At 33.6% G+C, this 13,290-nt stretch carries 8 protein-coding genes; all 8 read right to left on the bottom strand.

The window, feature by feature from the left end:
• Window positions 1–5 precede the first annotated feature (5 nt).
• The gene (locus ACXAHM_RS09425) at window positions 6–1,334 is read right to left on the bottom strand and encodes an MFS transporter (RefSeq protein WP_474960182.1); all 1,329 of its coding nucleotides are present in this window, start codon (window positions 1,332–1,334) and stop codon (window positions 6–8) included.
• Window positions 1,335–1,891: 557 nt separating this feature from the next.
• Window positions 1,892–3,445: a sulfatase family protein gene (locus ACXAHM_RS09420; RefSeq protein ID WP_474960181.1), complete on the bottom strand. Its 1,554-nt coding sequence runs from the start codon at window positions 3,443–3,445 to the stop codon at window positions 1,892–1,894.
• A 41-nt stretch (window positions 3,446–3,486) separates the two neighbouring features.
• Window positions 3,487–4,878, bottom strand: coding sequence for a sulfatase-like hydrolase/transferase (locus ACXAHM_RS09415; RefSeq protein ID WP_474960180.1), 1,392 nt, complete (start codon window positions 4,876–4,878; stop codon window positions 3,487–3,489).
• A gap of 4 nt (window positions 4,879–4,882) precedes the next feature.
• Window positions 4,883–6,214 carry a glycoside hydrolase family 28 protein gene (locus tag ACXAHM_RS09410; protein ID WP_474960179.1) on the bottom strand — a complete coding sequence of 444 codons (1,332 nt, stop codon included), beginning with the start codon at window positions 6,212–6,214 and terminating at the stop codon, window positions 4,883–4,885.
• 100 nt (window positions 6,215–6,314) lie between these two features.
• The gene (locus ACXAHM_RS09405; protein ID WP_474960178.1) at window positions 6,315–8,573 is read right to left on the bottom strand and encodes a glycosyl hydrolase family 28-related protein; all 2,259 of its coding nucleotides are present in this window, start codon (window positions 8,571–8,573) and stop codon (window positions 6,315–6,317) included.
• Window positions 8,574–8,592: 19 nt separating this feature from the next.
• A complete protein-coding gene (locus tag ACXAHM_RS09400; RefSeq protein WP_474960177.1) occupies window positions 8,593–10,842 on the bottom strand; it encodes a glycosyl hydrolase family 28-related protein in 2,250 nt (749 codons plus the stop codon).
• Window positions 10,843–10,854: 12 nt separating this feature from the next.
• On the bottom strand, window positions 10,855–11,172 hold the full coding sequence (locus ACXAHM_RS09395) for a hypothetical protein (RefSeq protein ID WP_474960176.1): 318 nt from the start codon (window positions 11,170–11,172) through the stop codon (window positions 10,855–10,857).
• A gap of 71 nt (window positions 11,173–11,243) precedes the next feature.
• Window positions 11,244–13,223: a sulfatase-like hydrolase/transferase gene (locus ACXAHM_RS09390; RefSeq protein ID WP_474960175.1), complete on the bottom strand. Its 1,980-nt coding sequence runs from the start codon at window positions 13,221–13,223 to the stop codon at window positions 11,244–11,246.
• Between the last annotated feature and the right edge of the window lie 67 nt (window positions 13,224–13,290).

Here is a 13,290-nt window from a genome sequence, read left to right as displayed (position 1 = left end):
TCTAGTTAATCAACAACAGCGGGTTTTAGTTTTGGTGAAATCAGATGAATAATACCCAAAATAGTTAGGTAAGAACATCCAGCTATAAGGAACATCCAAAAGTAAGCTCCTTGTCCAAAAGCATCTAAATATTTACCCAAAATAAAATCGATGACCATTCCTGTTAAAGCACCAATCATTCCTCCAATTCCTACTACAGAGGCAGTGGCTTGTTTTGGAGTAATATCAGTAGCAAGTGCAAATAGATTTGCACTCCATGCTTGATGACCACCAGAAGCCAAAGCAATTAAGACTGCTGCAACCCACTGATTATCTGTTAATGTGGCGAAAATCACCGGTACAATACATAAAGCACAGATAAGCATTGAGATTTTTCTAGCCTTATTTAAAGTCCAACCTCTATCAATAAAAAACCTAGAAAGATATCCCCCTCCTATACTACCTAAATCAGCAAAAACATAGACAATGACTAGTGCTGCTCCAAGTTCTTTAATAGATACACCAAATTTATCTTTAAAGAACATTCCACTCCAAAACATAAAGAAATACCAAATACCATCAGTCATCTTACCAATAGCAAATGTCCATGTTTCTTTCATTTTTGCTACTTTAGACCATGGTAATTTGGTAAAATTATCAACCTCTGTTTTTTCTTCGTCTTGCTGGATATATTCTAATTCTGCTTCATTAACAGCATTACAATGTTCCGGTTTCTTATAAAACTTAAGCCATAATAATACCCAAATAACACTGAATGCTCCTGTCACTAAAAAAGTATACTGCCAGTTGGTACCGTCTTCTTGAACAATTAAACCTACAGCAATTGGAGCCAATATAGCACCAACATTACTACCCGAATTAAATATTCCTGTTGCAAATGCTCTATCCTTCTTTGGAAACCATTCCGCTACCGTTTTTATTGCTGCTGGGAAATTACCTGCCTCTCCAAAACCTAGTCCAAATCTAGCCATTATAAAACCCATTGTACCAAAAGCAGGTCTTAAGGCCGAATGTAACATACCAAATATACTCCATATAGAAATTGCGGTAACATAGCCTATTTTTGTACCAAATTTATCAATCAATCCTCCCATGGATAGCATCCCAATCGCATAGGCTAATTTGAAAGCAATATTAATATTTGCATAGTCAGTTTTTGTCCAATCAAATACAACTTCAAGTGTTGGTGCCAAGACACCCATGATGCTTCTATCCATATAATTAATGGTCGTTGCCATGAAGAGTAATGCCAATATTCTATACCGATAATTACTTTTCTTTTCTTCTTGATGAGAGGCCTCTTTCACCAATTCTTCATTTACGAAAATCTCCATATTTGTATGCTTTGGTTTTAAAAAAATTCCTTTAAAAAAAGAGACGTTTCATAGAAACGCCTCATTCGATCTCTCTTATAAAATTGTCCACACTGTATGAGTGACTTATAGCTAACGAATTAATTATACATCGACATATAAGCCACATGTCCGATTTAAACTCATTGCAAGGTCATAGAAATCTATAACCATATTTAGCTTTTGAGTCTAAAATGAAATTATTCATTAAGTAAATGATCAATTAAACATATTTTTATAATTAGTAAATTGTATTAGTAATTATAGTATATATTACAAACCTTTATTAAAAATGATTATGTTATAATTCAGAGTAAATTCTGATGATAAACATTTTATAAATAAGGTCTTCTTTAATTTTCATTATTCGAACAATTTTTGTCTCGTTCCTTACTGTATAGAGGGGCAATACGTAATATTGTCTACATACAAAGTGAAATAATTTAAGATTCTATGAAAATAAAAATGAGTCATCCCTCAATTACTATCGTTATAATAAAAAGGGATGACTTAACTTTTAATTTTATCATAATTACTTCCTAAAGACTACTTACTTTGATTGCTTGAATAGAATCTAGTAAGTGTTGCATATTTTTAACAATTTCAGGATGTTGGTCTGCAATATTATTTTTCTCTTTAATATCTGATTTCAAGTTAAATAATTGAGGTTCTCTAGATAAACCACCATCAATATTTTTAGTTGTTTCCATGAAATCAGGTATTCTTCTTGATTTTGGAATTGGTTGGATATATTTCCAATCTCCTTGTCGAAGACTAATTGTATACGATTCCTCAATTATGTATGGTCTTCCTTCTTTGGATTCACCCAATAAAGCTGACAAGATATTTTTAGAATCAATAGCTTCATTTGATTGAAGGTCAATATTGAATAAATCAGCAAACGAAGCAAAGAAATCTAAATGCGAGAAAGTGGCATCACTAATTTGACCACCTTTAATTCTGTTAGGCCAACGCACAATCATTGGTACTCTTGTAGCACCTTCAAAAGCGGAATATTTACCGCCACTAAATGGCCCCGCAGGTTTATGATCTCCTAATAATTCAGCTGCTCTATCATCATAACCATCTGTTAAAACTGGACCATTATCAGAAGTGAATATAACCATTGTGTTATCATCAATACCTAAATCTTCCAATGTCTTTAAGACTAAACCTGTAGCATAATCCATTTGTAAAATTACATCTCCTCTTACACCCATATTAGATTTCCCTTTAAACTGATCTGATGGTAAACGAGGAACATGAATATCATGGAATGCAAAGTATAAAAAGAAAGGCTTGTTTTTATGTTTTTTGATAAAGTCAGAGGCTTTTCCTGCTAATTTTTCAGGGAAATCCTCATCGGTCCATAATGCTTTCTCACCACCTTTCATATAGCCAATTCTTGAAATACCATTGATAATTGTATTCCCATGTTGTTCATCAGCACCTTGACGTAAAAGTTCAGGGTGATCATTTCCTGTTGGACGATCAGAGATATTTTTTTTATAACTCACTGTGATCGGATCATTCGGGTCTAAATTCACAACTTGATGGTTCTCAAGGTAGACTGAGGGAACTCTATCACCTGTTGCTGGAAGGAGAAATGAATAATCAAAACCGATCTCAAGTGGACCGGGTTTAACTTCTTTATTCCAATCTACTTTGCCATTTCCTAATCCAAGATGCCACTTTCCTACAACGCCTGTCGCATAACCTGCTTGTTTGAATAAATCAGGTAACGTTTTTTGGTTTGTATCAATCAATAATGGTGCATCTCCTTTTAGAATTTTAGCTTTTTTTCTAAAAGCATACTCACCTGTTAGCATTGAATATCTTGATGGAGTACAAGTAGCATGAGGAGAATGGACATCTGTAAAATTAATACCTTCATTAGCTAATTTATCAATTTCAGGTGTACTTGCTCCTACAAGGCCGTTTTTCCCAATATCACCATAACCTAAGTCATCTACATAAAAGATAATAACGTTAGGTTTATTATTTTCTTCGGTTAAATCACTTTTAGAATTATCAACTTTTTGACAGGAAAGAATACTACTTCCAATCAATATACTTACTATTAGTTTTTTCATTTGTTTATTGATAAAAGTTAGTTTCTATCATCCATTAGTCCTTATCTTGTTCCTGCAAAAGGCCAATGTTGATTAACTTTACTTTCTGTTTGTATCAATGTATTGAGTTGATCTAACAAGGTTGAGTCTTTTGGAGTTTGTTGATGTAGTTCAGAAGAATTGTTTACTACATCGTAAAATTCTAACGCACCATCAAAACCATTTCTTAAGACTTTCCAATCTCCAACCCTTACCGCCTGCTTAAACCCTTTTGGCTCTCTTCCTACTTGAATCTCCCAATACAGTTGTTCATGAAGTTTTTGTTCTTTCCCTAACAACTCTGGCAAGAAAGAAATCCCATCTGTTTGTTGAGGAGCATTTACGCCAGTTATTTCAGCAAGGGTTGGCATTATATCATAAAAGATTCCTGGATGATTCGAAATAGCACCTTCTTTGATTTTCCCTTTCCAATAAGCAATCATAGGTACTCTAATTCCTCCTTCGTACATATCTCTTTTTCGACCTTTTAAAGTACCCGAACTTTTAAAGAATTTCTCATTATGATTTTCTGCCTGTGGGCCATTATCACTCGTAATTAAGACTAAAGTATTTTCTAATTCACCTGTTGCTTCCAGTCTATCTAATAAACGTTGTATTTGTTCATCTAACATTGTGATTCTAGAAGCATGTCTTCGTTCTTCTTCAGGCCACCCTTTCTCTTTATAACGATCTTTTTCTCTTAAATCAAACTCATGTGCATGAGGTGTACGGTAAGACATTATCATGAATAATGGTTTATCTTTATTTCTTTTTTTATCCAGATAATCCAACGCTAACTGTGTTCTAAATTCATCTTTACAGTCCCATTGTGTATAATCATACTTTATCAAACTGTCTACACCATTTACCCAATGATCGTCAGAATTAAACTTAATACTATCTGCACTGTATCCCCATTGTTCTTGAATAGCATATTGAAACCCTCTTCCTGAAGCCCATGTCGAAGTATCCTGAGGTACTCCCAAATGCCATTTCCCAATAAAAGCGGTTTGATAGCCTGCATCTTCCATCATTTCACCTAAGGTAATTTCGTCTTTCTCTAACGCTACGCGTCCCCATTCACCAGTATTTGTACGTCCATAATTTCCTCTAATACTCAAATTACCGACATTAATTCCAGTCATTAATACCGCTCTAGAAGGTGCACAAACTGCTGAACCTGCGTAAAATTGGGTAAACTTCATCCCTTCCTTCGCAATCTTATCAATGTTTGGGGTTTTTATCTCTTCTTGACCATAACACCCCAATTCTCCATATCCTAAATCATCGGCGAGAAGAATAAGTACATTCGGTTTTTTAACTTCTTTGCTAATTGAATTGCTCTTATTTGTAGGTTTTTGACAACTACTAATAAATGAAACAATTGCCAGGATAATATAGATTATATTTTTCATGTCTTTATATTGAATTAACTTGGTCTCCATTCATTACGACTTCATCAAAAGTCAATTCATCTACATTTTTAATGCGATTACCTTGCTCTGCTGATTTAATTTCAACATTTTCAAGTTTAATCTGCTGGATGTATTGCTCCGGTAAACCAACAATGTCTAATGCATATTTCTCAACATGATTACAAGTCACATTACTTATATTAATCTTTTCAAAAAGGCTTGGGCTGTTACCGCCTCTGTAGCTATGGTAATCTGTTGTGAAATAGAGTAATGTCATTGTAGAGTCTACTTTAAGGTTATCGATAAAAACATTTTTTACATAACCCCCTCTGTCTTTGTTTGATTTGAATTGAATTGCATAACGTTGTACTTTTTTCAATTCTAAATTCTGGATAAAAATATTCTCAGCCCCTCCAGACATTTCACTTCCGCAAGCAACACCATGCCATACCTTTTCTGCATAATTATTTCTAATCACAATGTTTTTACTGGGTTTATTGATACGCCATCCATCTTGATCTCTTCCAGATTTGATGGCCACTGCATCGTCACCAGTTCTAAACCAACAGTTTTCAATCAAAACATCTTCACTCGAGTCTGGGTCGCAACCATCGTTGGTCATGTTCATACTATTCACCTTGATTCCTCTAACTGTTACACTTTTACAATATGTAGGCTGAATGGCCCAAAAAGGTACATTTGTAATGGTAATATCTTCAATTAAGAGTTGCTGACAGTTGACAAATTGCATAAAAGCTGGACGTAAATAATGCTCTTCTCCAAATACTCTTTCCTCCACTGCCACACCATCATGCCCCATACTTCTCAACAATTCTATATCTGGTTTTTCTTTCTTTTCTGAACGCCATAAAAACATACCACCTTCAGCATTTCCATTGAATGTACCTTTACCTGTCACTGCTATATTCTGTTGGTCTTTAGCATATACAAACGGTGAATAATTATAGCATTCTACCCCTTCCCATCTTACGAATACAGCAGGAAGATAATCTTTAGGATTTTGACTAAATGTAATGTTCGCTCCTTCTTCAAGGTGTAAGTTAACATTACTCTTAAGGTGAATCGGACCTTTGCAAAAATATGCTCCTGCAGGAATTACTACTATACCTCCTTCATTGTTGTGACATAAATCGATAACACTGTCCAATACAGGCTTTATGTTTTCATAGATATTTGCCGACTCTGAAGTATAGTCCATCACATTGTAAAAAGTCTGTACAATGTTTGGCTCTTTTATTTGCTTGACAATTTTATTGATATTCTGCTGTACTACTTCTGAGTTAGTCAATTCTTTATTGGCAGGTTTCTTTTGCATACAAGCCGATAAAATAATGCCCAATAGTAGTGTTACGTATATTTTTCTAGATGTAAACATATTCAATGTTTTCTTTAGTTTTACTCCACTTATTATTGATTTACAACTCCTTTTTCTTTCTCTTTTTCTTTTTCTTACTATCAGAAGAAATACTCTTTCCACTTTCAAACCAAGCTATTGAGTATTTATTGGTCAATTTATCTTTTCCTTCCACTACCCAATATTGGATGTTGTTATTTAGATCTCTACCAAAAATCCTTGTCTTATGTACATAACATAAATTACGAAGGGAAATATCTTTTGAACCCTCTATAACGATGATTCCTCTATCATAATCGTTTTCCATGAAATAATTTCCAGAACCTCCATTCACCAATACATTTTTAGAATTGATGATATTTAATAATTCACTTGGACCTTCGTATTTAAGACCAAATACTTTTAGATTTTCTACATTTTCTATCATCATTTGAGGTGAATAATGATGGTGTTCCACACTTACTTGATAAAAGTTTAATGGATTGTGTGTGTCTTTGATTCTTAATTGATTATATGCAGGCAAACGGTGGTCTACATGCCAACGATCTTTGAGGCTAATATGATCTAATGAAATATGATAGGCCTTCCCTCCTGCGTTATTACAAAAATCAATATATGGTGTATCTCGTTCATTCAATTTCCATGTAGTTGGAACATCTTTCACATATCTAAATTTGTCTTCAGTAATTATATCTCTTACAATTGAATTTCCACTTTGAACTCTTAAATAACACATTCTACTGTATCCAAGAATAGAAAAATCACTCAATACAACATTTCCTTCATTATCATCTTCTGTTGTTACAATAGCACCTAATTTATTTGCCCAAGGATTTGTTACTTGTAGTGTAGATATATTATTTCCAGTACCAATTAACTTTACTCCTTTTTTCACTAAAATTGGGGTCGCTAAATCAAAATAACCTCTAGGGATCAATACTGTTTTACCAAAGTTTTTACTTGATGGATTGGCAACATCATCAATTGCCTTCTGAATAGCAATTGCATCATTGTCTTTAGGATTCTCAAATTCTGTAGTTGCACCATAGCTACTAATATCTACTACATTAGGGCTATTGAAATCTGGTATTACACCATAGCTATGTTTAGTATAAATTGCCTCATTGGGTGCTTCATTGGTAATCCCAGCGTTGTATTCAAAATGCTGACTTCTATCATTTAGGTCTTTCCCTTCTATCTTAATTGTTGATTTATCCAGCTTTGAAGTGTAAGCATATTCACTTATTTTTTTCCATTGATTTTGATCGCCATTTACATAAGTATATGGTGGGAGGTCTACTCCATTTTCAATCAGTTTCGCTGCTTTGATGTATACATTTTCAAAAGCTAAGTCTTGTGCGACATTAGAAATAGCCACACCTGAATCTCCAAATACCTCAATACTTCCATCTGTTAGACTTAAGTTTGAATCTCCATGCTCTACTACTCCAGCAGCAACTCTTCCTTGTTTTGGACGGTTTAGATAAATGGCTTTATAGTCTTTATTTCCAGCTTTTGGTCCTGTGATCTTAAAACCAGATAGCACCAATGGTCCAGCTAAACGCAATACTCTAATCCCGTATTTTTCTTGCCCTTCTAAAACTAATCCTTCAATTGTAGGGTTGTTACGAAACTGTTCTTGTTCGATCCCTACTTCACCTCCAACAATATGGATATTCACTAGTCCTCCACCTGATCCTGGAATTTTATTCAAACCTGCTTTGAAAGCCTTACCATAAATCTTAGTATCTTCTATCACACAATGTTGAGCACCTGACATCGATAAAGCACTGATTTCAGGGTTATTGCCCATATCGATATCAATATTTCTAAAAGTGGCTGTATAGTGACATCCATGTGTCCATTTTTTATTTCCATTATAGAAATAATACACAAAAATATTACCCTCTACAGTACTTTGATCTTTCAGTTTCAGAATAGGTCTTTTACCTCCTGAAGCCCCAACCAATTGATGTCCATAACGGCGACTTTCAATACCTGTAAGTAATGTTAGCTGTTTAGAGATTAAGAAAGTTTTATCAGCAGGAAGTACTGTTATAAAGTTGTTTAAAAAAGCATCATCAATAGCATTTTGAATGGCTTTAGTATCGTCAGTAATACCATCTCCTTTAGCTCCATAAGGTTCGGCAGTAACATCTACAATCCCTTTTCGTGCTTTTTCAGGGTTCTCATTTACATAAGTCTTTAACCTTTCAGGGTAATCTGAATAAGGCCTCGTTGTTGAAATATGTTCTAATTTTTGGGCATGAGTTAGCTGGATTACCCAAAAAGTAATTAATATAAAAAAAATGTTTTTCATCTTATTATTAAGTAATAAGTTATAGTTCTTTATTTTTCTTTCTTGAAACCTTTACAGTTCTACTGTTCATTCCTTCAAACCAAAGAATAGAATATCTATTGGTCAATTTCTTTTTTCCTTCAACTATCCAATATTTTATGTTGTTGTTGAGCTCTCTTCCAAAAATTTTAGTCTTATGAGAATAACATAGATTTCGTATTGAAATATCTTTTGAATTCTCAATTACAATTATTCCTCTATCTTCCTTTTCTTCCATAAAGTAATTACCTGACCCTCCATTAATTAATACATTATTGGAATTATAGATATTCAGTAATTCACTTGGACCTTCATATTTTAAACCAAATATTTTTAGGTTATTTGCATGATCTATCATGACCTGTGGAGAATAATGATGGTGTTCAATACTCACCTGATATAGATGAAGAGGATTGTGAGTGTCTTTTATCCTTAACTGGTTATAAGAAGACAAACGTTCATCTACATGTCCTCTATCTTTCAAACTTATATGGTCCAATGAGATATGATAGGCCTTACCTCCTGCGTTATTGCAAAAATCAATGTACGGTTGTTCTCTTTCGTTTATTTTCCAACTTGTTGTTGAGTTTTTTACATACCTAAATTTATCTTCTGTGATAATATCTCGTATTATCGTATTTCCACTTTGCACTCTAAGATAACTCATACGACAGAAGCCAAGAATTGAAAAGTCACTCAATATTATATTCCCATCATTATCGTTCTCTGTCGTAATAATTGCTCCTAATGTATTTTCCCAAGGATTTTTAACTTGTAGAGTAGATATATTCTTTGCTACACCAATCAATTTAACACCCTTTTTTACTACAATAGGTGTGGCCAAATCGAAATAACCTCTTGGAATAAAAACTGTTTTATTGAAATTATCACTAGCTGGATTTGCAACATCATCAATGGCTCTTTGAATGGCAAGTGCATCATTATCATCAGCATTTACAAATTCTGTTGTCGCACCATATTCAGTAATACTAACCATATTTTGACTACTAAAATCTGGTATATTACCATAACTATGTTTTGTGTAAAGAATTTCCCTTGGAGCTTCGTTGATGACCTCACAACTATATTCAAAATCACTCGATCTATCATTCAATTTCTTTCCTTTTACCATCACAGATGATTTATCCAATTTTGAGGTAAAAGCGTACTTACTTAATTTCTTCCAATTATTTGGACTTCCTTTCAATATAGAATAAGAAGAAAAACCTACTCCATTTTCAATCATCTTTGCAGCTTTGATATAGACATTTTCAAAAGTTAAATCTTGAGCGACATTAGAGATCGCAACACCTGATATTCCTTTCACTTCTATATTTCCATCCGTCAAACTTAAATTTGAATTTCCATGTTCAACTATCCCTTCCGTCACTTTCCCTTTTTGAGGGTGGTCCAAATAGATGGCTTTATAATCTTTATTTTCATTTTGAGAACCAATAATTTTAAAACCTGAAATTACCAGTGGTCCTCTTAAATGTTTCATCTTAATGCCATATTTTGTTTGACCTTCAAGGACAAGACCTTCTATCGTAGGGTTTGGACGATGTTGTTCTTGATCGATTCCAATTTCACCTCCAACTATATGTACATTCACTGCACCTCCTCCAGAACCGGGTAGATTATAAATCCCCGATTTAAATGACTCTCCAAAGATTTTTGTGTCTTCTATCACACAATGCTGTGCCCCCGACATCGATAAAGCACTCACCTCAGGATTGTTACCCATGTCGATATCAATGTTTCTAAAAGTCGCCCCATAATGCACCGCATCTTTACTCTTTTTCTGTCCATTATAGAAGTAATAAACTAAGATATTACCTTCGACATCACTTTTGTCTTTTAGTTTTAAAATTGGCCTTTTTCCATTAGAGGCCCCAACAAATTGATGAGCGATACGTCGACTTTCAATCCCTGTTAGTAATGATATCTGTCTTGATATTAAGTAAATTTTATCCGCAGGTAGAACAACAACAAAATTACTTAGATAGGCATCATCAATAGCATTTTGTATCGCATTGGTATCATCTGTCACTCCATTTCCTTTTGCTCCATAAGGCTGAGCTGTTACATCAACAATACCTTTTTTTGCTTTGTCAGGATTCTTTAAAACATATAATTTCAAACGATCTGAGAACTCCTCATGGGGTACAGTTGTTGGAATATGTTCTAACTTTTGAGCATAAATAGGATGAATTAATAGAATCGTAATTATTATTAAAAGAATATTCTTCATTTTAATTTGTTTTTAATTAGATAAGTATTGTTCATTGTAATAATTAAAATATTGTAATTGGTATTCTCTAATAAATAGGAATAGCTCTTCAATATCCATTTCAGACAATGGTAGAAAAGGAATATTAATCGTTATTGAAAACCCGTTAAAGTAAAAGCAAATAATTATTTTGTGATCTTTTTCACTGACTTCCGCCTTTGCCTTTGCTAAACAATTGTTATTAATCTCTATTGTGATATCATCTTCGTATGATATTTCTTTTGAAATTAAATGACTCTTGATATCATTAATTCTTTCACCTAGTTCCATAACATTATTTTTCTTTTCCATAATTTATTATTCATTTTCTATGAATGAAGAGAATATAGCCAGCATAACTCATCTGAATATATTGTAATACTTTATTTACCTGAAAAACTAGCTAAAGAAGATTGCATATATTTCAAATCTTTCTTATAAAAAAGGGGATCACCTTTATGTATGTACAAAAACATCTCGCTTGTATTTTGAAGAGAATATTCAAAACCAGGAGCTCGATCTTCATTATACCTCTTACTGATTAATTCTATAGTAGGAAGAAAATCTTTAGCCATTTTATCTTCATAAATCACTTGCTGCATAGCATGGTGTGCAGCATAATAATCTCTTCCCAACATTGTGTTTATTAGAATCTCCTTTGCTCTAAGGTCACCATTTGTCTTATACAACATATTCGCTATTTCTATCTGAACATAGATATTAGGATCATGCAAATAAGTTTGTAACTCTGTGATATCTCCAAGAGCATTTTTCCCAAGTAAATTGATTCCTACGGCTGCCCAATAACGAACCACTTCATCATCACTCATAAAATAAGGAGTCAGTTCATCAATATGTGTCACTTTTCCTACTTTATTTGCCACTTCTATTACTTTTTCAATATCAATTAATTTTTTGTTGTCTCTTAGTTGATATGCTGTAGAATCTGCTGTCCATTTCACCATCATCCCTTCAGGGATAAAATGAATATCTTTTGTAGAAACTACTCTTGATACCATTTGCTGTCTTAGTCGCTCTACATCCTTTTGATACATTGGATCATATGCCAAATTTTTCGTTTCCCAAGGATCATTTTCTAAGTCATATAAATACTCCACAGGTCGAGGTTTCACCACCAATTCACTTTGAATCTCATCCAATAAACCATTTTTGTGATCAAAGTTTATAGTTCTTACGATATCACTTACATAGCTGTATTTTTGATAGCGCATTACAGGGTATCTCGGATAAAAGTTTCTGGAGTAAACAAACTTTCCATCAAAAACAGTGCGTTCTAATCCTGGAGAATCGTCTAATCTGTTTCTTGAGCCAAAAACAAATTTTGGAGCATGTTTTCTTTGATCACCAAGTAGTGCCCTTCCCTTCATATGAGATGGAGCTTTAAGTCCCGCAAGACTTAGAATAGTTGGTGCTAGATCTTCAAAAGATATTAATTCTTCCGTCACTGTTTGAGTACCCCAAGGAGATAGATGTCTATATTTTTTAGGAAACCAAACCAAAAACGGTACTCGATGTCCAAAACCAATACTATGCGTTTTACCTCTTGGCATACCCTCACCATGATCTGCAAACATGAATATGATGGTATTCTCTTTCAACCCATCTTTCTCCAGGCGGTCCAATACTTTAGCCCAATCTAAATCTGCCTTTTTTAAGCTATTGGGAACTCTGGAAAAATGTCTACGTACTTCTTCACTGTCTCTATAAAATGGTGGTAAAACTACTTGTTTACTACTTACTATCTGATCAGGAGATAAATGATCTAATATTTCTTCTTCATAAAATCCCCAAGGCTTGGTCATGGTTCTACTTTGATGGCAGTCATTAAAATTAAAAACAGAGAAAAATGGTTGATGATTCGACCTTTTCCACCACCCTGCTGTTTTAGAACTTTCATCCCAAGCTTCACCAATAAAAGCTTTCTCATTCTTAATATTATAATCCGTCTTTTTGTTATTTGAAGTATAATATCCCGCTTGTTTTAAGTAAAAGGGAAAACCTTTAATATGATGAGGTATTTTATATTTACTTCTATGGTTACCTGTACCTAGTACTTCTGTAGAAACACCAGTTATTAACGTATTTCTACTCGATGAACAGACTGCTCCTGTTGCATATACATTCGTAAAACGAACTCCTTCATTAGCAAACTTATCAAAAGTGGGAGTTGTTTCTAATGGATAACCATAAGAGGATAAAAATTGAGGAGAAGTATCCTCAAATGTAATCCATAAGATATTAGGTTTACCCTGCTTACTTTTACAACCACCGATTGATAAGGCCAAAAGAATTAAGATAGATAGAGTAGAATTATATATTATTGAAGTTAGATAACTTTTCATTTCTTTCCTATACTAAGTTTAACTACTTTTATTTGTGTATCACACATATTTTTATAGACATTCTCAA

The sequence above is a fragment of the Flammeovirga sp. AWQ4_249 genome, from assembly GCF_056161045.1.
This window is presented reverse-complemented; position numbering and strand designations above follow the sequence as displayed.